We start from the raw sequence: 24,886 nt of genomic DNA on the forward strand, positions 1-24,886 counted from the left end.
TTGCAAATGAAAAAAGAGGCCTTACGGCCTCTCTATGTTGTGCTGTAGCGGATTATTTTCCGTTCCCCGCTTTCGGCACGCCGAACGGGAACAGCCGCTGTTCCTTACTGAATGGACTGCCGCTTAAAATAACCTGTTCGGCCCGGCAGTTTTCCCAGTTGACTACAATCGGCGCGATCAGATTCGTCGTCATTTGTTCCGCCTGTTCGGGCACCTTTACGATGCTAAGGATTTGCGGCTCCGTTCCCGGTTTGAAATCCATATCCCGCAATACTTGATCATCCATATCGATGCTGTAATGCCGGAAAAAAGAAAACGGGTCGACAACCATAAAAGTAAGATCGGGATCATGCGCCGATTGTAAATAAGCGAACGGACTATTCACGTCATCGGTCAGATAAGCAAATTTCTTTTCTTCGGAAAAGCCGGGAATTCCATCGGAAAAAGTAAGCATCATCCCCTCCGGCACATCAATTTTACCGAACCGAGTCGACTGAACCAGCATACAAGTCACCCCTTATACAAATTTTACCATACTCTTATTATAACAAACTTCACCATTATTTGTAAGTCATTACTTTTCGCTGGACAACGCCGCCATTTCCCGTTATTGTAGGAACAGGTCATTTTAAGCGAAAGACAAAGGAGTCTCATCATGCAAACATTTCCCACCGAGGGCATCTGCCCGAACGCAATCAGTTTCGACGTACAGGACGGCCGCCTGACGCAAGTCTCGTTTCACGGCGGCTGCCCCGGCAATTTAAAAGCGATCAGCACGCTGCTTGAAGGCATGCCGGTGCAGGAAGCGGCAGCTAAGTTAAAAGGCATCACCTGCGGCCAAAAAAGCACCTCTTGCACCGATCAATTGGCAACGCTGCTCCAACAACACGCTATACCAAGCGAAAAATAGCGTAAAGCGCATTTTCTGTACGCGACGGTACTGCCATCGGGCTCCGTAGTTCAATCAAAAAAATAAAAAACAGCTCGGCAACGGACGCTTGGTCCGTTGCCGAGCTGTTTTTTATTTCTCACCGATGGCCTGCGCCAACTGGTGGATGCTACTCGTCAGGCTTTCCAGCTTTCCTTCGATGCGCACCAGCAAATAGGCGCAGACCACCATCGGAAAGCCATAATTGCCGAACAGTACCAACATTTGGTCCACATGACCACCTCCGTTTTTCAGCTTATGACACATGGCTCTTATATACCATAGCCATGAGCCGTTCCGCCATTAGCCCCTTCCGTCCCTCCGTTCCGCTACGCCAGCACGACCGCTTCACGGCTGTTGATGCGCGCTTCGACCACCTGGTTCAGTGCGCCGCCGCTGCTGCGCAGAATATTTTTCGCGACCGCCATCTCCATCACGGTCCTGACCTGTGTCAAATTCAGATCATCTTTCGGTTCCGCCAGGCTAACGACGATTTCCTTGCCGCTTTCATTGCGAAATACCATTTCAAGAACCTTTGCCATCCTCTCCACCTCCTTTCATAACGATGGACTGGGGTTATTGGCTCGTGGCTCGTGGCTCGTGGCTCGTGGCTCGTGGCTCGTGGCTCGTGGCTCGTGGCTCGTGGCTCGTGGCCATTATCCCACAGCCGTTAGCTCATCGCCAGTAGCCTCTAGCTGCCAGCCCTTATCCGTTACTCGTTAACCGATCTCTTCCAGCGCCGCTTCATCGACACGCGTAACGCCTTGGAACGCCAGTTTTTGCAAACCGGCAAGAGCTTGCGCAAAAAGCTGCAGATCGGCGTCGGCCGCATCAATACGCACATTATGGAGCGTACGTTTTTTCAGCACTGCCTTGCCGTTCGCATCAACGCCTTTTTGCAAGAGCAGCACCAACGAACTGGCTTTCGCTACTTTTTTTACTGCCATGTTCTCACCCCCTTTCGCACCAAGACATTCCCGCCAGCTTTTCTTTTAAACGCACCAGAGCGCGCTTTTGCATCTGGCTCGCCGCTTGCGGCGTGATGCCATAGCACGCGGCAAAATCCGTCAGGCTCTCGCCGCGCCAGAAAACCGCTTCGATCACGCGACGCTGCCCCTCCGGTAAGTCTGCGAGCGCCGCTCTTACTTCTTCCTGTTGCCACTTCGTCTCAATCAACTGCGCCAGATCCTCGCCCCGTCCTTCAGGCAGCGTTTCCGCCATCACTTCGCGCTGCCAGCGTCTTCGCTCCGACTTAAAGCGATTCCAAATCCGGTAACGCACCGCGGAAGCCAGATATCCGGCCACCGGCACGCCAAGTTCGGCTCGATAGTTCGTGACCGCTTCCGCTAACGCCAACCAGGCTTCTGCCTCGACATCTTCGCGCATGCTGCGCAGATGGTTTTGCCCGGCCGTCTTACGCACCAGCGGCGTAAAACGGCGGCAAATTTCTTCCCAGGCCGCCTCCTCTCCCCGCTTGGCTCGTTGCATGATTTCCTCGATTGTCTCTTCCATTTTCCCTCACCTTTCGGCAAGGAACCGGTTCCTTATTGTTTAGCGCTAAACCAAGCATAACCGCTTCTTTCAACACCGACCAATGTCGAGGTAACCTCACTAGGCAACTGAAACACGCCCGCTCATCACAGCCTTATCATGAAGCAAAGCAGGTTGTCCAACGTATTGCCTGCATTGCAACAACACCGCAAAATATTATGAACCACGCCGCAGCTTCTGCACCACAGAAGCCGCATTGCGCCTTGACGATCAAATCGTGCAGCCGCCTGCGGTTCAATGCATGCTCCCCTCTCTCACAGACAAAAAGACCTGTCAACGGCCACATGGTGGTCATTGACAGGTCTTTTCCTATTCTTCTTCGTTGTACTCCATCCAAGTCGTGTATTTTTCATCGAGCGCAGCCTTGGTATTCGCGTATTCTTCGGCCAGTTCTCGGCTGCGGCCGGGATCGGCGTGACTGGCCGGATCGCTCAGGCGCTGCTCGAGCGCGGCCAGTTCGTATTCCAGCATCGCGATTTCCTCTTCGAGACGCTGCTTCTGCTTCGCATCGACCTGGCGCTTGCGCCGGACTTGCGACGGCCGCTCCGCGCGGCTGTCCTTGCTCTCTTTGGCGGGCGCTTCTTTTTCGGGTACGGCAGCCGCTTTGGCGGTCGCTTTCTTTTCCTTGTAATAGCTGTAATTGCCGCCGTACTCGGTCAGGCCGTCCGGCGTCAGTTCGATCACGCAGTTGGCCACGCGATCGAGGAAATAGCGGTCATGCGATACCGCGAGGAAGGTGCCGGGAAAGGCGCTGATCGCTTCTTCGACCGCTTCCTTGGCCGGAATGTCGAGATGATTCGTCGGTTCGTCGAGAATCAAGAAATTCGCGCCGGTCAACATCAGTTTCAGCATCGCCAGCCGCGCCTTTTCGCCGCCGCTCAGGTCGCCGACACATTTCAGCACCTCGTCGCCGCGAAAGAGAAAGGCCGCCAGATAATGGCGCGCCTGCGCGTCGCCGACGCCAAAATCGCTCATGATTTCGTCGATCACACGCAGCTTCGGATTGAGCGTCTCATGTTCCTGCGAGAAATAGCCGCATTTGACCCGGCTGCCGATCTTCACCCGCCCGCTGCTCGGTTCCTTGTCGCCGGTCAGCAGCTTCAAGAGCGTCGTCTTGCCGACGCCGTTCGGCCCGACTAGCGCCACGCCGTCGCCGCGCCGGATCAAAAGCGATAGATTGTTAAAAACCGTATGGCTGCCGTAAGCGACGCTCGTTTCGGTCAGTTCGGCCACCCTTTCGGCGCATTCGCCCGGCGGATGAAAGCCGAAATAGTCGAAGCGTGCCTGGTTCGCCGGCAGCACGATCCGCTCCAGACGGTTCAGCTGTTTTTCCCGCCCGCGCGCCTGTTTGAACTTCACGCCGTTCTTATAGCGCCGGATGAATTCCTCGGTCTTGGCAATCTTCGTCTGCTGCTTTTCATAGGCGCTGGCCAGACTCTCGAGCTGCAATTCTTTTTGCTCCGCATAGGCGGAATAATTGCCCTTGTAGCTCGTGAAACGATGGTTTTCCAGTTCGCCAATCCGGTCGACCACTTCATCGAGAAAATAACGGTCATGCGAAATAATCAGCACGCCGCCGTTATAACTTTTCAAGAAATCTTCCAGCCATTCGACCATGCCGATGTCGAGATGATTCGTCGGCTCGTCAAGGAACAAGAAGTCCGGCTGGCGGATCAGTGCGCGCGCCAAGGCGATCCGCGTCTTCTGTCCGCCGGAAAACGTGTCGATCGCACGGGGAAAGTCGTCTTCGCGAAAACCGAGTCCGAACGCCACGCGCCGGACGATGTTTTCATAGCCGTAACCGCCGCCGCGTTCGAAACGATCCACGATCTGCGCATATTCCTTCATCAGCGCTTCCTGTTCCTCTTCCTGCGCCGCCTTCGCAATCGCGGCCTCCAGTTCCGTCATCCGCTTCTGCCAGGCGATGACGTCGTGAAACGCCGTGCAAAGCTCTTCATAGAGCGTCTCGCTCTTCAGGCTGCTGTCCTGTTCGACATAAGCCACCGTCTCGCCGCTCGGCACTGAAACCTGCCCGCTGTCGGCCGCTTCATGCCCAAGCAGGCAACGCATCAGCGTCGTCTTGCCGGTACCGTTCGCGCCGACCAAGCCCATCTTTTCGCCGCGCGCCAATTCAAAAGAAACATCTTCGAACAATATCTCAACGCCGAAGGCCTTGTTCAGACCTTCCACTCGTAAAATCCCCATACATCCTCCTGCATCGTTTACTGCTACCGTTCATTATACAATGATTAAGCAAGTACTGGCTACTGGCTCGTGGCTCGTGGCTCGTGGCTCGTGGCTCGTGGCTCGTGGCTCGTGGCTCGTGGCTCGTGGCTCGTGGCTCGTGGCTCGTGGCTCGTGGCTCGTGGCTCGTGGCTCGTGGCTCGTGGCTCGTCAAGCATTTCACCATAAACTTATGTCCTGCGCTACTTCGCCATCCTGAGCCATGAGCGCTGCGCCAAGTGCCGCTCCGTTGGCGTTGCGCATTCCTTATTCCACCCTTGCACTTCAACGCGTTATTTGCTATACTGACCTCAGATATAAATCGAACATACGTTCGCAAGGAGGGAAGTCATTTGCACCAACAAAGAGAACGAATTGCCGCGTTGATCCCCTGCTACGGCCCGGCGGGGGATACGACCATCACCATCACCGGGACAGGGGAGGTTCGCACGCAGCGCTCCGCTTTACGCACGGTCCTGCAACGCCTGCTCCGGGAAAAGTCGATCGACATCAAAGCCTTGCGTAAGAAGACCGCTCCGCCTGGTCGGCGGCCTGTCCTGCAGCCGCTGCCACTCGCCGACGGCCTGCTGCTATGCCCGTTAAAACTACGCCTGCCCAAAGTGCCTGGCGACACCTGTACCGGCTATGTCAACGTCCATCTGGTCGAATCCGTCTCCAGCCTTAAACAGCCCCCATACCAAAGTCAGCTTCATTTACGCTGCGGCCAGCGCGTTCCTGTCGTCTGGAGCGCCGCGACGGTCAACCGTCATCTGCACAACGCTCGCCTTTGCCAGCAGCGCAGCTATCTGCGCGAAAGCGACGCACCCGACCTCTTGCCAATGGCACACAAACTGGCCGAGCTGATCTATGAGCTGCTTTTATATCGTCCGCCGCTTTCTAAAGAACCACTGCTTTAAAAAACGAATTCAATTGGGATGTTTTTCACACGAAGAATTGAAGAAGGGAAGGCAGGAAGAGTTTTTTAATTCTTCTTCCGTTCTTCCCAACGGGCCGATATAATCGGCCCGCTTCGCTTCTTCGTGTTAGCGAATCTGTGCTTCCATCGCATTTTGTCCTGTCATTCTGCAGAATGGTTATGCATGGAACGCTGCAAATGAATTCGCAGTTCCCTAAAGCTCCGTCGCAATCAGTCCCTTGCTTTACAAAGACAAAATCCTTCAAACGCAGCGCTGCGTTTGAAGGATTTTTTACGTTACTGTTCCAGAATCACGACTTTATTCTTTAATGCATAGAGTACCGCCTGCGTACGGTCGGTCACGCCGATCTTGCGGAAGATATTGGTCAGGTGGTTCTTGACCGTTTTCTCACTCAAAAACATTTTCCCCGCGATTTCATGGTTGCTCAGTCCGAGGCAAATCATCTGCAGCACCTCGATCTCCCGGTACGTCAGACGTTCCTCGCCACGCAGCTTTTCCACCACTTTGGCTTCCTGCTGTTTCTTTTCTTCTCGTCGGTTTAGCTCGCCAAATAATTTTGTCGCCAGCGTAGGATAAACGAACGACTCGCCGCCGTATACCGAGCGGATCGCCTTGACCAGCATGCTCGGTTCCACATCCTTCAGCAAATATCCCATCGCGCCCGCCTTGATGACCTCCAGAACATAGCTCTCATCGTCATGGATTGTCAGCACCACGATCTTAAGTTTCGGATGCACGTCCCGCGACTTTTTCAGCACTTCCAGGCCGTTCAGCTTCGGCATGTTGATATCCAGCAACAGAATATCCGGCATCAGCTCGCCAATTCTCTCCAACGCCTCTTCTCCGTTTGCCGCTTCTCCCACCACGTCAAAATCCTGCTCCAGCATCAGCACGTCCTTGATGCCCTGACGAAGCAGCACGTGGTCATCTGCAATCAGAATGCGTATTGGCAAAGCTACACCCCCTCAATAAAACTTTCCTTACTATCATACCTCATTTCCCTATTCTTTCACAATCCTTGCCGTGAGAAAAATCACCAGTTCGCTTTCATTGTTCGCATGGCTCGTGCTTTTGAAGAAAGCGCCAAGGATCGGAATGTCGCTTAAGAACGGCACCTTTGTCATCGCCTTCATCTCTTCCTTGCCGATCAGACCGCCGATTACCAGCGTTTCGCCGTCCTTTAGGCGCACCTCGGTATCGGCCGAACGTTTGGTGAATTTATAGGCTTTCAGTTCCGGCACCAGAGAAGGCGAACTGACTTCGGTATGCACCGTGGCGACGATATGGCCGTCCGCATTGATGCGCGGCTGATACTGCAAAATAATGCCGCATTCCTGATACTCGACCGCGCTCGTCGTCACGTTGTTGGTCGTCGTCGTGACCGGCACCGGCACGCGGTCGCCGATATTGATTACCGCCGTTTGTCCGTTGATCGTCATCACCTTCGGCTTGGCTAAAACCTTGGCGTCGCCGCTTGCGAACAGCGCCTTGATCGTCGAGTTAAAATAAAATTCATACGGGTAGCCGCCGGGACTGCGACCGTAGCGAATCGTACCCGACATATGTTCCTTGTTGCGCGTATATTTTTCGCCATCGGTCTGCGTCGCGATCGGATGCCCAGCCGCATCCTGCGTCACCGTATATTTCGCCGCCTGGTATTCCGGATATTGCGTCGACTTCGACCATTCCCACTCGACGCCGAGCGCTTTGCTGGCCTGCTTGTTCAGCGCGACAATCTCCGCTTCGAGCGATACCTGCTGGTAGGGCAGGTCGACCTGCTCGACGATCGCGCGCGCCTGCGCCGCTTCTTCCGGCGAACCCTTGAAGACGATAAAATTATTGTATTCGTCCACTTCGATCCGGCTTGTCGCTTTCGCGCCTTCTTTGCCGCTCTCCGCCTTGCCTTTCTTACCGGGCGCTGCACTTTCTTTGCCGCCGTTTTGCGCTGATTTTTCCGTCCCTTTCTCTTCCTGCACAGCCGCCGTCTCCGTGCTCTTGCCAACCACCTGCAAAAGTTTCGCCACTTCGCCCGCCTTGGCATATTTGATTTTGAAGACCGTAACGCCGCCGAACGCCCGACCCAATTTTTCGGCTGGCCCGACCACAATCACACTGCCGACATTCTGATAGGCAAGCCCCTGCGATTTCGTCACGATTTCAAGCGCGGTCTCGAACGGCACCTCCGTCATATTCAGCGACACCTTACCCACGACCGCTTCATCGACCACCAAATTCACGCCGCCGATCGCGCCAAGCGCGGTCAAAACATCCTTCACGTCCAGGTTCGCGCCATGCAGCGTAACCAGCGCCGCTGCTTGCGAATGCAACGCCAATACGGCCCATAGCAGAGCCGTCAATAAAGCCTTCCTCCCGTATCCTTTCAACGCTCCTCACCTTTCCGCTGCAAACGAAGCGTTCCGCCCGGCCCCTGCAGCAGCGCACTGTTTTCCGTCGCTTCCAGCAATTGATATTCGCCGATCCGTTCGCCGCTTGCCAGCACTTTGCTCTCGCCGCGCAGACGGACAATGGCCAGACTGCGCCCATTGCCGCTCGCCACTCCGAGTAAAAGCGGTTGTGAGGCAGGCACTTTCTCTGCCTGACCAGGCAAAGCACGCTGTGCGATCGCAGGCGACGCGTCCTTCTCGTCCACGGCGCTTTGCCCCGCCTTGCTAAACGGATCGCGCAACGCGACTTTAGCCTGATACCCCTCCGGCATTAACGGCTTCGCCGCCTTTTCCGGCAGCGTCGTCTTCAACGGCGCATCGTCCTTCAATTTAACCGACTGCGCCGCTGGCGAATCCCCGCTCCACAGCGTGACGCTCAACACGCCGCCGACGGCGCAAAGCAAAAGCAATCGTTTATTCATTTGCAGCCATTGCCCGACTTCATCCCAGTGCATCGTAAGCCTCACCTTATGACCGTCATCTCTTTTTATTGCTTCTAGCTGACAAGAAAAACTCCTGTCAGTGACAGGAGTTTTTGGAAATTTAATGCTATTTTTGCGACGATTTTGAACCACAAAGACGCAAAGTTCACAAAGTAGGACGAATGGTTTTTGATCTTCCTCCACCACAGGTGCCTGACGGCACCACAGAAGCCACATCGAGGCTAACGGTAAAACAGCTAAATCGTGCAGCGATTTCCGTGGCGGCTATGCCGCCTGTGGTTCAAACCGTCCTTTACTTTCCCCTACTAGTTCTTCGCCTTAATTTCCTTCAGCATCGGGCCCATGATGCGTTTGTAGGCCTCGACGCCGGGTTGGTCGAACGCGTCGACATCGGCCAGTTCGCCTTCGTAAGCGACCGACAGCGCCAACAGATAAAGCAGTTCGCCGAGATGTTGCGGCTGCATCGCCGGGAGCACGAATGTCGCATTCGGCCGCTTGTCGCCGATCAGTGCCGCGGCATTCGCCTGACGCGCCGTCTCCAGCGCTTCGCCAAGCGTCAGACCGGCGATCTCCGCCAGTTTCGCCGCCTTCGGAAACGCGTCGGGAATCACTTGATCTTCGGCCCAGTGCGCCACTTTCACGAATTGAACCACCTTGTCCTGCTTGCCGTCCTGATGCTGCTGCGTCTGCGCATGCATGTCGGTCGTGCCGACCGCAACGATCGGCGTACGGCCGTAATACACCGTCTTGCCACTGCGGTCCGTGCGCTTGCCGAGCGATTCCGCCAACAGTTGCACATACCATTCGGCCACCGATTTCAAATAGTCGGCGTACGGCATGAAGACTTCGATGTCGCGGCCGTATTTTTCCGCCGCGATATATTTCAGCGCCGCATTGAGAAGCGCCGGATTGTTCCAAAGATCGTCTGTTTGGCAGGCTTCGTCCATCGCCCGCGCACCCGCCAGGAACGCGTCGATATCAAGTCCGATGCAGGCAGCTGTAATCAAGCCGACTTCGCAAAAGATGCTGAAACGTCCGCCGACGCCGTCCGGCACGCTGAACGTCGGCCAATTGTTTTCATCGGCCAGTTTTTTCAGCAGCGTCGCCTTCGTACCGGTTGCCGGATCGGTCACCGCGACGACCTCCACTTCGATCTCCGGACGCAATGCCTTCAGCTGCTCATAGGCGACCATAAAGGTCGACATCGTATCGAGCGTCGCGCCCGATTTCGAAATCACGACCAGCATCACGCGATAAGGCTCCGTTGATCCATGACAAGCCTTCGCCTTCGCATCAGCTGCCAACCGCACCAGCATCTCCGTCGTACGTCGCGCATCGATATTGTTGCCGTTAAAGAACAGCTTCGGATAGCCGTCGCGCTCTTCCCGGTTCTTATAATTCCAAAATTCACCGCAGTGCAGATCGAACAGCACCTTGTTGCCAAGATACGAACCGCCGATGCCGAACGAAATCACCGCATCCACACGATTTCGAATCGACTGGCTGAAATCCTTCAAGCGCTGGATCGACGCGGGGTTATTCAGATTACCTTCTTTAACATACGGCAACTGACTGAACAGTACCTTCTCCGGCTCCCCATCCTTCGACAGATGACCGCGAATGATGCCGCTCTCGCGCATCACGCCGATCGCCTTATGCGCCGCCTGCAGCCGCTCCCCCAACTCCTGCAAGTCGTTTTCCGTCACGCCGCCCTGCCCCATCATATTCTGATAATCAAAAACAAAGCCCGATTTCAACTGCAGCTTTTTTGTTTCCTTGCTCATCTTCATCTCTCCTTATCTCTTGATCAATTCTGAAATATTATACACTATTAGCAAATACGACTCGTGGCTCGTGAACCATAAGCCCTGAGCCACGCGCCATGTGCTCTGAGGCGCTCTACTTTTCGCCCCCATTAACCAATTCGCCCCAATTTTTCTTCAGATAGCGCAGAAAGCCTTCCCGTAAATCCGGGCGTTTCAGCGCGAATTCCACCGTAGCTTCAAGATAGCCCTGCTTGTCGCCGACATCATAGCGGCGGCCTTCAAACTCATACGCATAGACAGGCTGCACCTGCGCCAACTTGCGCAGCGCATCCGTCAACTGAATCTCGCCGCCGCGCCCCGGCTCGGTCGTTTCCAACAGCGCAAAAATTTCCGGTTCGATGATATAGCGCCCCAACACCGCCAAACGAGACGGCGCTTCTTCAAGCGTCGGTTTTTCGACCAGGTCGACCGCCTGCCAGAGTCGTTCTTTTACGACTTTCGGCTTCACGACGCCGTAACTCGATACCTTTTCCTGCGCCACTTCCTGCACACCGAGAATCGTACCCGGACAGTCTTCATATACTTGCATCAGTTGCTTTAGGCACGGCACTTCCGCATCGATGATGTCATCACCCAGCATCACCGCGAACGGTTCGTTGCCGACAAACTGCTTCGCGCATAGCACCGCATGGCCGAGTCCTTTCGCTTCCTTCTGGCGAATGTAATGGATCGCCACATTGGGAATTTCCTCAATCAACCCCAAGAGGTCGTATTTCCCCTGTGCCTTCAACGTCATTTCCAGTTCAAACGCCCGGTCAAAATGATCCTCGATCGCTCGTTTGTTACGTCCGGTAATAATCAGTATTTCCTCAATCCCCGACTGCACCGCTTCCTCAATAATATATTGAATCGCCGGTTTATCGACAATCGGCAGCATCTCTTTTGGTTGCGCCTTTGTCGCCGGCAAAAAACGCGTGCCAAGTCCGGCTGCGGGTATGATTGCCTTACGAACTTGTTTGTTTTTTATCATTAATTTACCACTCCAAACCGTCTCGAGTATTTCAGTGCATAAAAACGCCATCTATAACAGATTCGACAAATAAAAAAGGAATCCTACCGCATATACGCAATTGCGTTCTTGCAGCAAGATTCCTTCGATACATCACCAATTCACTTTTGCTCAAAGCGTGGCAATTTCTCTTGGGGTAGGAATTTCAAGCAGTCGTACTTTTTATCTTTGTCTGAAAGAGTCACCTCTTGTAACGGCCAGTCAATGCCGATATCCGGATCATTCCAGGCAATGCCACCCTCGCATTCCGGCGCATAACGATCCGTACACTTATAGCTGAACAAAGCCGTATCACTCACTACACAAAATCCATGCGCAAAGCCAGTCGGAATCCAAAACTGTCGATGGTTTTCACCCGACAGCAGTACCCCCTCCCACTGTCCGAACGTCGGCGAACCGACGCGGATATCGACCGCTACGTCAAACACTTCACCCTGCAATACGCTGACCAGCTTACCCTGTCCATGCGGATTTTGAAAATGCAGCCCACGCAGCACGCCTTTCGTTGAAAAGGACACATTGTCCTGCACAAATTCTCCCTGAATGCCCAAGACTTCATATCGATCCTTTTGCCACGATTCAAAAAAGAATCCCCGTTCGTCGCCGAACACCTTCGGTTCAATGATTTTAACGCCACTCAACCGTGTTTCTAGTACGTTCATGGTTCCGCCTCTTTCAGAAAACTATTTTGCGTATTTCAACACGGCTGCCGCAACCGTGTCCACATCTTCTTTCGTTAAACGCATATGCATCGGCAGAGAAATGATCCGGTTACTCATCCGCTCCGAATTTGCACAAGTTCCTGCCGCATATGCATACATCTTGTATTCGGTATTGTCCACATAGTGAACGCCCGGATAAATTTCCGACTCATTCAACGCTAGGATCATTTCATCCCGATTGTTCACTTCAATTTGGTACAAATGACGCGACGATTCGCAGCCCGGAGCCACCGGAATCGCTTTCACTTTAGCTTCATGTCCTAAAAAGGCCTGATCATACCAAACTGCCAGTTGGCGACGATACGCATTGTCGCGTTCCAAATATTTGAGTTGGACCAAACCGATCGATGCAACAATAGAATTGCCATGGTGCTTATAGCCGACATATTCCACATCGTACTTCCATTTGTATGCGCCTTTATCGTTTGAACGTGCATAGGTGTCTTTGTTGATACCCAGCCAAGCCTTTTTACGGACGATAGCGTCAAACGCCTCTTCTTTAAAGCAAATCATGCCTGAGTCCGCTGTCGGTAAGTTTTTTACTGCTTGGAATGAATACACGACCACATCGGCTTCTGCCCCCGGGATTTCCCCATTCAACCGTGTTCCTGCCATATGTGCGGCATCTAAGATCAATTTCAGATTATGCTTTTTGCATAGCTTCACTATCTTTTGATATTGACCGCAATTTCCGCCCAAACCTACAAACATAACGGCTCGCGTCTTATCGGTAATCTTCTTTTCAACCTCCACCGGATCCAAGCAAAGATACTGATCCACGTCAGCAAATATGACTTTCATTCCCTCATACACAATCGCATGATTGGTAGATACAAACGTAAGCGGCGTTGAAATGATCTCGTCGCCATCATTCCATTTGTACTCTTCTTTTAAAACCTGTACTGCCAATTGCAAGCCAACCGTTGCCGAGTTCAAAAAATGAGCATGCGGCAGACCGGTGTATTTCTTCCAGGCATCCTCCAACTGAACCGTTTTGAAACCTAATCCCGTCCAGCCTTTTTCTAAACACTCGCGAATTTCAGCCAGACATTCTTCCACTTCGAATGTCGGTATGAATAATTGTACTGCCATATTATTTCCTCCTCTGTTTTTCAGCAACAGCTCGTTTATTTATCTTTCCTGTTGTACTCCATATGTATCAGTTTCCCATCCTGCGCCGTAGGCATATATCCAGCCTTTTCATAAATTGAAATCGCTTTGCAATTGCTATCAAACACTTCTAAAAGAATTCTTTGTACACCTATTTCTTCTATAGCAAATTTCGTCAGCAGCTGCACCGCCTCTAATGCATACCCACCGCCCAACGCAGAAGGTTCCCCAATCATCAGTCGGCCAAACTCACAACTCTGCTCTGTAACTGCATACAAAGCTACTGCCCCAATTGCGAAACCGTCATCTTGCTTCTCAATCACATACATCCGATCATCATCGCGGGTTTGATATTCATTCCACCAGTTTTCTTGCTGTTCCTTCGAAATGACTCCACTGTACACGAAACAATTACGAACGCGCTCATCATTGCGCCAAGTCCTAATTTTTTCAATATCTCGATGCTGAATTGGCCGCAAGCGAATTCGCTCTCCTTGAACGCACTTTTCATACTGCTCTTTCATCTCCTGCAGTTCCTTTCCGCAAACTAACGATTCAAATACATTTTTTTATAATAGTCCCGATACGCGCCTGACCGGATTCGTTCCCACCAAGTACGATTTCCAACATACCAATCAATTGTTTCCTTAATTCCCCGCTCAAACGTATACTCCGGTTTCCAACCCAATTTTTCAGTGATTTTTGTCGCATCAATCGCATAACGACGATCATGACCGCTTCGATCCGCCACATGCCGAATCAAGGACTCTGATTTGCCTACTTCCTTTAGAATTGTTCGTACGATTTCTAAATTCGTTCGTTCGTTATTACCGCCCACATTATATACTTCTCCGGCTATTCCGTTATGCAATACCAACTCGATCGCCTTGCAATGATCTTGCACATGGAGCCAATCTCTTACCTGCAGTCCGTCTCCATATACAGGAATCTCTTGATTTGTCAGGGCATTGGTAATCACCAATGGAATCAATTTTTCTGGAAAATGATATGGCCCATAGTTGTTTGAACAACGTGTGATATTTACATGCATTCCATAGGTTTCATGATAAGCCCTTACTAATAAATCCGCTCCCGTTTTACTTGCCGAATATGGGCTGTTCGGCGCCAGCGGCGTCGTTTCGGAAAACAGCCCTGCCGTCCCTAACGATCCATATACTTCATCGGTCGATACCTGCAAATACTTTTTCACTTTATATTTCCGCGCTGCTTCCAATAAGACCTGCGTCCCCAGTACATTCGTCCGAACAAATACTCCCGGATCTTCAATGCTTCGATCAACATGTGACTCTGCTGCAAAATTGACAACAGCATCAATTCCCTGCTTCATCACATTGTCCACTAGCACAACGTCAGCAATATCACCATGCACAAAAGAATAATTTTCCCTTTCCGCAACATCCGCCACATTTTCCAAATTTCCTGCATATGTCAGCAAATCAAAGTTAATGATCCGATATTGCGGATATCTTTTAATCATGTGGCGAACAAAGTTGCTGCCAATAAATCCTGCTCCGCCGGTAATCATTATTGTTTTCATTTTGTTGGCTCTCCCACTTTTAAATATCCGCCGTCCATTGTTGATTTTAACATACTTAGCAAATAGTTGCCGTATGCATTTTTCTTAAGAGGCTCTGCCAAACGCTGAACCTGTTCTTCATCAATATATCCCATCCGATACACAATTTCTTCCGGACAGGCAATTTTCAACCCCTGACGCTCTTCCACTGTCTGTACAAACAACGATGCCTGCAGCAAAGACTCGTGCGTCCCCGTGTCAAGCCACGCATAGCCGCGGCCAAGCAGCTCCACATTTAAATTTCCGTTTTCCAAGTACGCCTTGTTTACGTCAGTAATTTCCAATTCGCCTCTTACCGAAGGTTTCAATTCTTTTGCAATATTAACAACACTATTATCATAAAAATACAACCCCGTTACCGCATAGTTCGATTTGGGCTGCACTGGTTTTTCTTCCAGTGACACGACTTGTCCAAGTTTATCAAACTCCACGACACCATACCGTTCCGGATCTTTCACCCAATATCCGAACACTGTTGCACCTTCTTTTCTTGCTGCCGCCCTGCGAATTGCTTCCACCAAGTTGTGCCCGTAAAAAATGTTGTCACCAAGTACCAGTGCACAACCATCGTTGCCGATAAACTCCCGGCCAATCACAAAAGCCTGCGCCAAGCCATCCGGACTCGGTTGCACCGCATAGGAAAACTGCACGCCCCATTGGCTGCCATCCCCAAGCAAATGCTGAAATAATGGCATATCATGCAGGGTGGTAATAATCAGAATATCACGAATTCCGGCCAGCAACAGCGTCGACAAAGGATAATAAATCATCGGTTTGTCATAGATCGGCATCAGTTGCTTGCTTATAGCCTTTGTCAGTGGATGCAGGCGGGTGCCGGAACCGCCAGCAAGAATGATTCCTTTTTTTATCATCCGATTCAACCTCTCATTCATTTTAAAATGCTGGGTCGACTTTTAATTCACTTTTCACTTCAAATACCCATTAAGACAATATTATTTGAGATTCTCCTTCGGAAAGAACACTGCTACTTAGATTCCACGGCCTGACAAGCAATACCCCCATTAAGAACAAAAAAATGCGTTGATACAAAACATATCGTGAAAAAATCCTACTATAAGCATACAAGATATTACTAATACAACGCCCATTTTCTTTTCTGCAAAAATGATCTCCCTGCACTTCGTTATTCCAAGCCGCACGAAACATTAACCGCATTAAGTATAAAAGCAATTAAGCAACACTTGTTGCATTCCTTGCGTCTCGATTTTTTGGCGTACTTGGCGCATAACCGCATAGACCACGCCGCCCAGTACACCGGCCACAATGATTGCGGTAAGCGCATCAATATACACCAGCATCAGCCAAATGACAACCACTGTTGATATCTCAACAATTAGTAAAAACAAACTAACCAATACACATAAGTAACTGATGTTGAAATATTGCGTAGCAATTCAGCACTGTTTTTTTCAACATGATACAAATATGGTTTTGATAAATATAGTCGCAACATCTCACAGGCAAACTTCTCCTGCAACTTCAATGAAAAGGTCACCTGACGACGTGTGGCCCAAACCATGTACCAATTTTCAAACGTAAACAACCAAATAAACAGCAATAATAAAGCTCGCATGCGATGTTATTTCTACCACCATCATCCGCGGTTGTATTACGGTTTCCCACATAGCAGCATCACTCATCAACGGAAAACTTGCGCTAATACCAACAGCCTCCAAAGCCGCTGCCAGCAACCTTAAATTCATTTAAATAATACACTGTACTTTCTCTTCGCTAGTAAACATTCGAAAAAACTTTTTGATCGCCTGCCTATGCCCTCACTCTATTAAATCTTTATTTCATTCTTTGTACACACACGTTCTAGAGTTCGATGTTGCAATAAACTCTCGCAACTTTTTCTCATCAATATATCGTCCAATAACATGGTCTTGCGATAACGCTACTGATAATTTGGCATAACACGTTTCGCTACCATGAATTCCATCAATGGTTTCTTTATCGTTTGACCCATAGGCCGTTATATCGCTAAAATCATAAAAAGAAATATTTTCTTCTGCGCACATCTCTAAAAGGGCAGTTTGGAATGATTTGTAAAACCCATCGTGTTTAGGAGATGTTTTTATCTCAGAATAAATTTTATTTGATAACGGCGGTATCACAACAACAACATCTATATTGCTCTGTTTCATTTCAGAAATCAGCCTTTTAAGCTGATTCAACCGCTCACTGTTAACCTGCTCCGACGCTGCAAAAATTGATTCACACTCTTTAATTTGCTTCAGCGTATCTGCAAAGTCTTCGTCTATATTTTTCCGATTCCGAATAACTCCACCATATTGATAACTTCCATCTTCACGAAACCCATCTCCATGAACGGCAGCAGACAAACCAATTGCCACTCGACCTTCATACGGATCACTTATTCTATGATAGTTCGAAAGTCTAAATAAATCTACGCCGCCACGAGTAATTGTACCATTCAACAGACTTTTTGCCAGTGATCCATATAAATAAAATCGATTGCTAATAAAATTACTAACTACGTCACCTTTTATCAGTTCGCGGCGAATTCCTAAGCTATCATTATATGTATAATTATCATTCAGCCACCAAAAATCAATACCCAAGATTACCCTTTCCGGTTGATTGTCTTTCATTGAAAACAAAAACTCTCGCCCCATATCTAAATTAGACATGCAACCACCCGCATTATAAAACTTTGCTTCATCTGTGAAAAACTCTTTGCGAAATTGCATTACTCTTGAGGAACCTACCGCCATGGTTTTAGGTTTCTGTTTACGAGCCATCTCCCATTTATATAATGCATTTTGCCCAATCAGAACGCGTCCATATAGCCCATTCTTACTTAATTGTTCTTCTATCGAATGCTTGATATCAAGGTCTTCATTTAAATTCCATAATAGAACTTCCGCTCCCGCAACTAAAAACATCATCAGTCCAATATAAAAAGCGCCAAACCATAAAACCCATTTTTTCCATATCATAATTTACTCCTAAAATTGAAAGTATAAGAATTCTGAAACTGTATTCATCTTTAGCAGGCACATTATTAAAGTAATCACCATCAATGTCGCTAACCTCAGTCTTGGCTGTTGTTTTTGAACGATCGTTTGTACACTAGGTGCTTTTAACACAACCCAAATAAGTACGGCAATCACACTTAGTTGAACTAATAAATTATCTACTTGCAACGGCTTAAAAGATATCCCGCTCCCGATTTTTACAGCATACTCATTGGGCAAATATAAACCATTTCCGCCAAACATTGCATTGATATATATCATCCCAACAGTTGCATCTGCAGCTCGAAAAAAAACCCAAGCAATAGTAACTGCAATAAAAGTTATACCCCAAGACACCACCCCTGGAATTTCCATATTTGTTTTTCGCCATATATGATTAGTTACTAAATATACCCCATGCAAAGCCCCCCATATAATAAAGTTCCAGCCTGCTCCGTGCCAAAATCCTCCTAAAAGCATTGTCAAAAAGAGGTTTCGTATTTTCACAAATTCACCTCTACGATTCCCCCCTATTGGGATATAAAGGTAGTTCTTGAGAAATTCTGATAACGTAATATGCCATCTTCGCCAAAAATCAATAATCGAGCGCGCCTTATATGGTGAACTAAAATTTATAGGTAAATAAATATTTAACATAAGACCAAGTCCAATTGCCATCTCCGAATATCCCGAAAAGTCAAAGTATATTTGCATCGTATATGCCAGCGCACCCAACCATGCATCAATAATAGTCAAACTTTCCACATTATCAAATGCCATTTTCACCCATGGCGACAGCGAATCTGCAATATACACTTTTTTAAAAAGACCCACCACAAAAAAAATAATCCCCTTCGCCATATTTTCGTACGAAAATCTCGTTTCACCAATTTTGTTAAGTTGTGGGATTATGTCTTTATGATACAAAATTGGACCTGCAATTAAGTGTGGAAAAAATGTAACAAATAGCATGTACGTTTTTAGACTATATCCTTTTGTTTCACCTCTAAATGCATCAACTAAAAATGCAATTTGTGTAAATGTAAAAAAAGATATTCCAAGCGGCAATACAACTTCTGGTACCGGCATCGAGGTTTCACATAAACTATTAAAAGAAATCAAGAAAAATTTAATGTATTTATAATATCCTAATAATAAAAGATCAATTGAGATACCCACTAGCAACACATTTTTATTTTTCGTACGCGATAAGATTTCTCCTATTTTATAATTAAACAGGATTGATAGTAATAGTAAAATCAAGTATTTCGTGTCCCAATATGCATAAAAAGCTAATGATACAATGATCAAAAATATAACCGGTTTATTGCAACTAGTATTCGATTTACTTAAACACCAAAACACACTTAAAACAACAGGTAAAAAAACAAATATAAATAAATATGAATTGAATAACATATTTCCTCCGACTGGTCAATTATTTATTAGAACCAATTGTAAAATGAAGTTGAATACCTAGAAAAAATCAATAGTGAAACTATCAACAAAACCATGCACCTAAAAAAGAACAAGATTGAAACTAGGCAACCTTACTTTGAATTAGCGCACGTTTTTTTAAGAGTCGGCCTATTTTTTTCAAACGGAATTTCATAGTTAAACGAACGCAAAACCGATTAAAATCTTTTCCCCGTAACAATAATATTTAACGACAACAGTATGAGTGCTATCCAAAGCGTACTGCGTGAAATACTGTTCCATGCCACCTTAAGTATCCAATGTTCCAACTACACATATCGTTGCTGCAATTGTAATTGCAATCTGCAAAATAACCTTACTCCAACGCATCACTTTTCCTCCAAATACAATCTAGCTAACGGATTGATTAAGTTTAACTGTCAGCTGTCAGCTGTCAGCTGTCAATTGATCATGTAATAATGCATACTGTTCTGCAATCTGTGCCATGGTAAATAGCGATTCGATTCGCCATCTCGCTGCTTTCCCCATTTCAGCTTTGAGTAAAGGATCCATTTCATACACTTTCTTCATCATTTCACTCAGCGCATTTGAATTTTCACGTTCAACAATATAGCCGGCTTGACCAATGATATTTGCAGCATCTCCGACACTAGTAGATATACAAATACATTCACAAGCCATCGCTTCACCAATAACCATTGGAAAAGCTTCACTCTTTGAGGCCACAACAAGACTATCAATCATTGAATATAGGTTTCTCATTTCGCTTGCCTCGATTTTCCCCAGTAAAAGAACCTTCTCTACTAAATCATTTTCTCTAATAAGCTCCATTAATTCTTTATTATTCATATCTATGTCTTTTCCCGCCATTACACAGCAAAAGTCCACTTTACTCTTTTTCAACTGCATTGCAGCTTGGATAAAATTTTTATGCCCTTTGATCGGATCATATCGACCGATTAACGCAAAAACCATCGTTTTATTGTCAATTGAATATCTTTGTCTCAATTTTTGTCGGCCATCTTGATCCAAATAAAATTTTTCTGTATCAAAACCGTTTGGTATGTATCGAAAATTCACTCTATAACCTATTTTTTGGTGTGTCGAAATCGCAGCCTCTGCACAAATAACTATTTGATCCGGAATATACGGAGATAAAAGAGCACAGAGTTTTACCATCCATTTCGTTGTCCATCGTGCTTTTTTATCCAAAAACATATTGTGTATTCCCCATAAAATGGGTGCCTTGCCATATATTTTCCCTGCCAATCCACCAAAGAAATCAGCATGATACAACCAAGTCTGTATCAACTGCGGTTTAAAAGCATTCATGATTCGAAGCAATTGGATTACACACCAAATTCCCGCAAATGGATTTCGTTCTACTCCTAGGTAGGTCACTTGAATCCCCTGTTTCTCCAGCAAATCTCCAACTGGCCCTCTCCCAGTCAGCGAAATTACATGACAACTAAACTTTTTCTGATAACCCTCTTCTTGCAGCAGATTGTTTAGCATCATTTCCGCTCCGCCAATTTGAAGACTTGAAATAATATGAAGAATTCTTTTTTTTCCCATCCTTCGACCTGCCTCTATCCTTTTTTATACATTGCTTAACCATACAATAGGACGGCTAAACAACAGCTACCGCAATTACTTCGTTTTATACAAAAATACTCCTAACCGATTGTAATATAAAGTTGAACACTTGAAAAAAGCCTATCATGACTTTTTCTCACTTGGGTAGAGTGGCGTTCTCACACCACCATCACCAAAGAGGGTTCATCCTTTGTACACATGGTGATAGAACAAGTCCGAAAGCATGGTTGGTCGTTTTTTATTAATTTATACTAACGCCAACAAGATATCCATGGATCACACTTAATTTGGCCCATCGATATCCAAACTCCTCAAAAGGTATGGAAATATTTTTGCTGGATATTACACGTTTAGATGGGTTTGCTTACGAACACATGAATTCCCCTTTTTTGCTATATCAGTGAGTCCAATCGCGGTTGTACTCTTAGTTAATAAGCAAATTGCAGCATCATTTCAGCGTCGCCACGGAAAGGCCTGTTATCACATAAACAATTAATTCTATACTTTCTTACAATTCACTGTTCCCTTTGTAACATACACTTCACTGCATTGTATATTTTCCCCATCACTACAATTGGTTTCCCGATTAAGTGGTAGCGAATTTTCTTGCTTTTATACAGCCAATATATTTTATTGGTATTTACGACAGTCACGGCTGAAGCTGAAGTCATTGATTTTTTTGCCACACAATAAATAACTGATTTATACTTCTTAGTGCTTAAAATCTTAAATCCAGCCACTTCCAACAACACTTCCAACGACTCCTTGCAAGGATATGAAGAGTGAGCAATACCTGGCATTTCATTGTTTCGGCTGTCTAAAAAATTGGCTATAGCAATGCAAATGACCCCCTCATCATTTAGCTTAGCCTGCAGTTTTTTCAATATGCTCTTTATATCAGTAAAAAAGTATATTGAATATATCAGGAATATTGCATCAAAACTTTTATCGAGTTCTATATCTTCCACTTGTCCAATAGCACTCTCAATGCCAAGCATTTGATGATAGGATTTTGTCGATGCATCCGTTTCAATGCCAAATACATTGTGTCCATTATTCTTTAACATATGTAACAGGTTCCCATAGCCGCACCCGATGTCTAGGATTGCTTTTTTGTTTGCCACAAACGGATAAAAATACTCCATAATCTGGCCTGCACTTTTATCCAGCTTTTGCATATGTCTCTGCATATCAAAGTCATTTTTTTGATATTCATCACGCGCAATATCCCACGCTTGCTTTATAACCGCTTGAGGTGTAATTGGAGATGGAAACAACGTTCCACATGTTTTACAAAGCAACCATTGCTGTACTTTTGCATGATTCCACAGCGCCTGCTGCTGCTTTTCAATCTTATTTTCCCAAACAATCCAATTTTCGTCCATTTCACATGTAATGCATTTAGCCAAACTATTCACTCTTCCCTCTCATATTTTACCAATATGATCTATCAACGACTCCATAAAAACCTTCACATTCTTTTTCGACAGTGTTACATTACTATATACGCTATCATCACCTGGGGCATAAAGAATAAAAGGATTTGTGCAACTGTATATTTTTGCAATTGATTCTACTCGCTTTTCAAACGGTATTTTCTGATTCAATTTATCTTCTATTGTATTCTTCAATTCAGTAAAATTCAGTGAAGTCTTGCCATCTAAAAACTCCGAGAAAAATGTATCACCGAAAAGAATTGCCTCTCGCCCCAATAAAAATGCTTCAAACGCAGCTGTTCCAGTTACAGATATAGTAAGCGCAGCCTTACTAATAATCTCCCTTGAGTTTGTCTTATAATATGCAACCCGCACCCCAGCGCGCTTTCGTATTTTATTAATTAAACTATTGCCTCGTATCAATATACAACTTGGGTGTTCCTTAACAATTAAAGTGTATTCACTTGGCATACTCATCCTTATCGCATCAATAACCCTCAATTGATCTACATAATACGGAGCTGGCGTATTTATAGAAGATTCCGGTGTGTATTGCAGTGGATAATATATGAATTTTGTGGGAAACTCTTCGATTGTTTTATAATCATATATACTTTTATTATATTGTGTCCTACTAGCCCATATAAGATTTCTTATTAAAGGTAAATTGTTTAAAATCCGGTATCTAACTCCATCAATTGACTGATAAGAACGTTCTACATAAAGTTGCTGAAAGTATCGTGCCATTCGCTTATATAATGGGGTCTTAAAAACCGATGCCTTTTTTCCGCTGCAATTTTGCAAACTCTCTGGATAAATACTCGGTGGTTGATGCTGCTTTTCAAATTGTTCTAGAAATAATTTTGCTCTTTCAAGCTGGCGTTGCTCCGCTACAGCATAGTGTGGTAATGGTTCGGTAACCTCATGAGAAAAATAAGATTCACCAATATTTCTAGCATTACACGGAAATATGCTTACCACTCCCATTTCTTTAGCCAAAGAATTCAAAATCATTCCTTCATGCGATTCCACATGTGGAAAAATCAAATAGTCAGGTCGACTCTGTTGCAAGAATTTTTTATAAACTAAATATGTGCTAATCGCATTTTTTTCTTGTTCAATACTTGATTTCCCTTTTATAGTTTTCTTATCACTTTCAATATCACGATAAATATTTCCAGAATACGTAACCAATACCTCTTTATCTAATAGTAGGTCATATGTTTTCTTAAATTCATCATGTAAGTAATATACATTTTCATCACCAAGTAAGTTTTTAAATTGTTTCAAATAATTAGAAGTCGGGAATATAATTGCCCACTCAATTTCGGGATACACTTGTTTGGCATATTTTATCAATTCATAAAAAAATATCGGGAATGATCCAAAGCCATGAATTGCAATTTTCATTTCACTCTACCCTCTTTAATTACAGTTTTGAAAAATATTCAAAGTTCAGTTCCGCTTTTTCTTTCAATTTAGTCGTTATTTGAGGATCAATTTTCATTTTTTCATAGTTTTTTATCGCAGTCATTAAAAAATCAACCGATAGATTTCCAATATTACACTGAGGCATATCATATATCTCACATAAATCAGATAATTTATTATCATGAACCAAACCTACAAACGGTATTTCAAACAACGCTGCCATGACTAAACTATGAAAGCGCATACCAATAATCATATCTAATTCCGCATAAGTAGAATTTATCGCTTCTGCTTTTTCTATAATTGGTATTACAACACCCGTTTTCTTAGACACTGCTTTGTTAATGCAATTCATCACATCAAAATCGCTTACTTTATAACTATTTCCCTCACAATTCATAATATGAAACGGTAACAATCGTACTTCCCATTCTTCATTTTTTTCTTGCCACAAACGTTCCAAAAAATCTGTCATTATCGATTTGATATGCTCATTTAATGGACCGTCTCCTTTATCTACTATTGTGATCCCTATTATTTTTCGCCTTCTTGTCGTTACCGCTTTTTTGCAATTTATATCTAATGAATAAGCTAGGTCAGCAGTAGTCTTAATTTTGTCTATCGCTCCGCCGTTTGCCCGACTTGCAATAAGCGCTGCCGCTTTATCACGAACACAGAAACTATCACTTAATCGAATAATAGCTTGCAACATTAAATAGCTACTTCTGTATTGAAGTGCCGAAACCCCTAATCCCAGTACAATAATTTTCTTTCCCATCATTTTAGCAATTAGACAAAACAGCACCAATAACAGCAGCGACATTTGTGATGGTTTATCATGAACCAAAGTTCCACCACCAATTACCAATGCATCTGCTTGATGGCACAGTCTAGCATATTGGGATAGATATTCAAAACCTCGCAAAACTTTTCCTTTGGATGCATCACTAATTATTCGGTCTATCTTTGAATATACCACATTGTATTTCACATCAAAAGCTGGCCCTTCATCCAAGCTTCGTACAATAAAGCTTGCCTCCGGAACACATTTCTTTATTCCAAGTATTAACGCTTGCAAAAGCAAATCATCACCAAAATTGTGAAATCCATAATATCCGTATAAAAAAAATCTTCTGTACGAATTTTGTTTCCTCAAGGTTACCGCTCCTTATTTTTGCCTACTTTTCATTATG

Annotated in this window: 25 protein-coding genes; 2 read left to right on the top strand and 23 right to left on the bottom strand. The window is 46.1% G+C overall.

Annotated elements, in window-relative coordinates:
- Window positions 1-52: 52 nt before the first annotated feature.
- A complete protein-coding gene (fliW, locus tag QTL79_RS03235) occupies window positions 53-505 on the bottom strand; it encodes a flagellar assembly protein FliW (RefSeq protein WP_346353499.1) in 453 nt (150 codons plus the stop codon).
- 150 nt (window positions 506-655) lie between these two features.
- Here fliW and QTL79_RS03240 point away from each other — a divergent pair, with 150 nt between their 5' ends.
- The gene (locus QTL79_RS03240; RefSeq protein ID WP_346353500.1) at window positions 656-910 is read left to right on the top strand and encodes a TIGR03905 family TSCPD domain-containing protein; all 255 of its coding nucleotides are present in this window, start codon (window positions 656-658) and stop codon (window positions 908-910) included.
- 111 nt (window positions 911-1,021) lie between these two features.
- Here the strand turns inward: QTL79_RS03240 and QTL79_RS03245 are convergent, their stop codons facing one another.
- The 5 genes from QTL79_RS03245 to QTL79_RS03265 form a co-directional block, all read right to left on the bottom strand.
- Window positions 1,022-1,153 (bottom strand): YvrJ family protein, encoded by a 132-nt coding sequence (locus QTL79_RS03245; protein ID WP_428845454.1) that lies wholly within the window; start codon window positions 1,151-1,153, stop codon window positions 1,022-1,024.
- A gap of 104 nt (window positions 1,154-1,257) precedes the next feature.
- Complete coding sequence (locus QTL79_RS03250) at window positions 1,258-1,470, bottom strand: DUF2922 domain-containing protein (protein WP_346353502.1); 213 nt, start codon at window positions 1,468-1,470, stop codon at window positions 1,258-1,260.
- A gap of 177 nt (window positions 1,471-1,647) precedes the next feature.
- Window positions 1,648-1,875 carry a DUF1659 domain-containing protein gene (locus QTL79_RS03255; RefSeq protein ID WP_346353503.1) on the bottom strand — a complete coding sequence of 76 codons (228 nt, stop codon included), beginning with the start codon at window positions 1,873-1,875 and terminating at the stop codon, window positions 1,648-1,650.
- Window positions 1,876-1,879: 4 nt separating this feature from the next.
- Entirely contained in the window at window positions 1,880-2,440 is a 561-nt protein-coding gene (locus tag QTL79_RS03260) for an RNA polymerase sigma factor (RefSeq protein WP_346353504.1), read from the bottom strand.
- Window positions 2,441-2,788: 348 nt separating this feature from the next.
- A complete protein-coding gene (locus tag QTL79_RS03265) occupies window positions 2,789-4,684 on the bottom strand; it encodes an ABC-F family ATP-binding cassette domain-containing protein (RefSeq protein WP_346353505.1) in 1,896 nt (631 codons plus the stop codon).
- 371 nt (window positions 4,685-5,055) lie between these two features.
- On the opposite strand from QTL79_RS03265, the gene QTL79_RS03270 reads away from it, so the two are divergent.
- Window positions 5,056-5,619: a hypothetical protein gene (locus QTL79_RS03270; protein ID WP_346353506.1), complete on the top strand. Its 564-nt coding sequence runs from the start codon at window positions 5,056-5,058 to the stop codon at window positions 5,617-5,619.
- A gap of 296 nt (window positions 5,620-5,915) precedes the next feature.
- Here the strand turns inward: QTL79_RS03270 and QTL79_RS03275 are convergent, their stop codons facing one another.
- The 17 genes from QTL79_RS03275 to QTL79_RS03355 all read right to left on the bottom strand — a co-directional run bounded on the left by QTL79_RS03275 (window position 5,916) and on the right by QTL79_RS03355 (window position 24,849).
- Window positions 5,916-6,593 carry a response regulator gene (locus tag QTL79_RS03275; RefSeq protein ID WP_346353507.1) on the bottom strand — a complete coding sequence of 226 codons (678 nt, stop codon included), beginning with the start codon at window positions 6,591-6,593 and terminating at the stop codon, window positions 5,916-5,918.
- 48 nt (window positions 6,594-6,641) lie between these two features.
- Complete coding sequence (locus tag QTL79_RS03280; RefSeq protein WP_346353508.1) at window positions 6,642-7,997, bottom strand: secretin N-terminal domain-containing protein; 1,356 nt, start codon at window positions 7,995-7,997, stop codon at window positions 6,642-6,644.
- A 23-nt stretch (window positions 7,998-8,020) separates the two neighbouring features.
- Window positions 8,021-8,539 (bottom strand): hypothetical protein, encoded by a 519-nt coding sequence (locus QTL79_RS03285; RefSeq protein WP_346353509.1) that lies wholly within the window; start codon window positions 8,537-8,539, stop codon window positions 8,021-8,023.
- Window positions 8,540-8,832: 293 nt separating this feature from the next.
- On the bottom strand, window positions 8,833-10,311 hold the full coding sequence (locus QTL79_RS03290; protein WP_346353510.1) for a glucose-6-phosphate isomerase: 1,479 nt from the start codon (window positions 10,309-10,311) through the stop codon (window positions 8,833-8,835).
- 115 nt (window positions 10,312-10,426) lie between these two features.
- The gene (gene galU / locus QTL79_RS03295; protein ID WP_346353511.1) at window positions 10,427-11,323 is read right to left on the bottom strand and encodes a UTP--glucose-1-phosphate uridylyltransferase GalU; all 897 of its coding nucleotides are present in this window, start codon (window positions 11,321-11,323) and stop codon (window positions 10,427-10,429) included.
- A gap of 140 nt (window positions 11,324-11,463) precedes the next feature.
- Complete coding sequence (rfbC, locus tag QTL79_RS03300) at window positions 11,464-12,024, bottom strand: dTDP-4-dehydrorhamnose 3,5-epimerase (RefSeq protein ID WP_346353512.1); 561 nt, start codon at window positions 12,022-12,024, stop codon at window positions 11,464-11,466.
- Between the two features lie 21 nt (window positions 12,025-12,045).
- The gene (locus tag QTL79_RS03305; protein ID WP_346353513.1) at window positions 12,046-13,176 is read right to left on the bottom strand and encodes a DegT/DnrJ/EryC1/StrS family aminotransferase; all 1,131 of its coding nucleotides are present in this window, start codon (window positions 13,174-13,176) and stop codon (window positions 12,046-12,048) included.
- A gap of 35 nt (window positions 13,177-13,211) precedes the next feature.
- Window positions 13,212-13,718, bottom strand: a complete 507-nt coding sequence (locus tag QTL79_RS03310) for a GNAT family N-acetyltransferase (protein WP_346353514.1) — start codon at window positions 13,716-13,718, stop codon at window positions 13,212-13,214.
- 23 nt (window positions 13,719-13,741) lie between these two features.
- On the bottom strand, window positions 13,742-14,752 hold the full coding sequence (gene rfbB / locus QTL79_RS03315) for a dTDP-glucose 4,6-dehydratase (RefSeq protein ID WP_346353515.1): 1,011 nt from the start codon (window positions 14,750-14,752) through the stop codon (window positions 13,742-13,744).
- Entirely contained in the window at window positions 14,749-15,663 is a 915-nt protein-coding gene (rfbA, locus tag QTL79_RS03320) for a glucose-1-phosphate thymidylyltransferase RfbA (protein ID WP_346353516.1), read from the bottom strand. The genes rfbB and rfbA overlap by 4 nt, the downstream gene beginning before the upstream one ends.
- Window positions 15,664-15,966: 303 nt before the next feature.
- Complete coding sequence (locus QTL79_RS03325; protein ID WP_346353517.1) at window positions 15,967-16,128, bottom strand: hypothetical protein; 162 nt, start codon at window positions 16,126-16,128, stop codon at window positions 15,967-15,969.
- Window positions 16,129-16,608: 480 nt separating this feature from the next.
- Window positions 16,609-17,775, bottom strand: a complete 1,167-nt coding sequence (locus QTL79_RS03330) for an SGNH/GDSL hydrolase family protein (protein WP_346353518.1) — start codon at window positions 17,773-17,775, stop codon at window positions 16,609-16,611.
- Between the two features lie 9 nt (window positions 17,776-17,784).
- The gene (locus QTL79_RS03335; RefSeq protein ID WP_346353519.1) at window positions 17,785-19,056 is read right to left on the bottom strand and encodes an MBOAT family O-acyltransferase; all 1,272 of its coding nucleotides are present in this window, start codon (window positions 19,054-19,056) and stop codon (window positions 17,785-17,787) included.
- Window positions 19,057-19,656: 600 nt separating this feature from the next.
- Window positions 19,657-20,805, bottom strand: coding sequence for a glycosyltransferase (locus tag QTL79_RS03340; RefSeq protein WP_346353520.1), 1,149 nt, complete (start codon window positions 20,803-20,805; stop codon window positions 19,657-19,659).
- Window positions 20,806-21,341: 536 nt separating this feature from the next.
- Window positions 21,342-22,244, bottom strand: coding sequence for a class I SAM-dependent methyltransferase (locus tag QTL79_RS03345; RefSeq protein WP_346353521.1), 903 nt, complete (start codon window positions 22,242-22,244; stop codon window positions 21,342-21,344).
- Between the two features lie 9 nt (window positions 22,245-22,253).
- Entirely contained in the window at window positions 22,254-23,672 is a 1,419-nt protein-coding gene (locus QTL79_RS03350) for a capsular polysaccharide export protein, LipB/KpsS family (RefSeq protein WP_346353522.1), read from the bottom strand.
- Between the two features lie 19 nt (window positions 23,673-23,691).
- Window positions 23,692-24,849, bottom strand: coding sequence for a polysaccharide pyruvyl transferase family protein (locus QTL79_RS03355; RefSeq protein WP_346353523.1), 1,158 nt, complete (start codon window positions 24,847-24,849; stop codon window positions 23,692-23,694).
- Window positions 24,850-24,886 lie beyond the last annotated feature (37 nt).

Origin of the sequence: Azotosporobacter soli, assembly GCF_030542965.1 — a bacterium.
Taxonomy (GTDB): domain Bacteria; phylum Bacillota; class Negativicutes; order SG130; family SG130; genus Azotosporobacter; species Azotosporobacter soli.

Bases quoted from the DNA above. Each gene is read 5' to 3' on its own strand.
- fliW (WP_346353499.1), bottom strand. From the start codon at position 505: ATGCTGGTTCAGTCGACTCGGTTCGGTAAAATTGATGTGCCGGAGGGG.
- QTL79_RS03240 (WP_346353500.1), top strand. From the start codon at position 656: ATGCAAACATTTCCCACCGAGGGCATCTGCCCGAACGCAATCAGTTTC.
- QTL79_RS03245 (WP_428845454.1), bottom strand. From the start codon at position 1,153: ATGTTGGTACTGTTCGGCAATTATGGCTTTCCGATGGTGGTCTGCGCC.
- QTL79_RS03250 (WP_346353502.1), bottom strand. From the start codon at position 1,470: ATGGCAAAGGTTCTTGAAATGGTATTTCGCAATGAAAGCGGCAAGGAA.
- QTL79_RS03255 (WP_346353503.1), bottom strand. From the start codon at position 1,875: ATGGCAGTAAAAAAAGTAGCGAAAGCCAGTTCGTTGGTGCTGCTCTTG.
- QTL79_RS03260 (WP_346353504.1), bottom strand. From the start codon at position 2,440: ATGGAAGAGACAATCGAGGAAATCATGCAACGAGCCAAGCGGGGAGAG.
- QTL79_RS03265 (WP_346353505.1), bottom strand. From the start codon at position 4,684: ATGGGGATTTTACGAGTGGAAGGTCTGAACAAGGCCTTCGGCGTTGAG.
- QTL79_RS03285 (WP_346353509.1), bottom strand. From the start codon at position 8,539: ATGCACTGGGATGAAGTCGGGCAATGGCTGCAAATGAATAAACGATTG.
- QTL79_RS03290 (WP_346353510.1), bottom strand. From the start codon at position 10,311: ATGAGCAAGGAAACAAAAAAGCTGCAGTTGAAATCGGGCTTTGTTTTT.
- galU (WP_346353511.1), bottom strand. From the start codon at position 11,323: ATGATAAAAAACAAACAAGTTCGTAAGGCAATCATACCCGCAGCCGGA.
- rfbC (WP_346353512.1), bottom strand. From the start codon at position 12,024: ATGAACGTACTAGAAACACGGTTGAGTGGCGTTAAAATCATTGAACCG.
- QTL79_RS03305 (WP_346353513.1), bottom strand. From the start codon at position 13,176: ATGGCAGTACAATTATTCATACCGACATTCGAAGTGGAAGAATGTCTG.
- QTL79_RS03310 (WP_346353514.1), bottom strand. From the start codon at position 13,718: ATGAAAGAGCAGTATGAAAAGTGCGTTCAAGGAGAGCGAATTCGCTTG.
- rfbB (WP_346353515.1), bottom strand. From the start codon at position 14,752: ATGAAAACAATAATGATTACCGGCGGAGCAGGATTTATTGGCAGCAAC.
- rfbA (WP_346353516.1), bottom strand. From the start codon at position 15,663: ATGATAAAAAAAGGAATCATTCTTGCTGGCGGTTCCGGCACCCGCCTG.
- QTL79_RS03330 (WP_346353518.1), bottom strand. From the start codon at position 17,775: ATGATATGGAAAAAATGGGTTTTATGGTTTGGCGCTTTTTATATTGGA.
- QTL79_RS03340 (WP_346353520.1), bottom strand. From the start codon at position 20,805: ATGGGAAAAAAAAGAATTCTTCATATTATTTCAAGTCTTCAAATTGGC.
- QTL79_RS03350 (WP_346353522.1), bottom strand. From the start codon at position 23,672: ATGAAAATTGCAATTCATGGCTTTGGATCATTCCCGATATTTTTTTAT.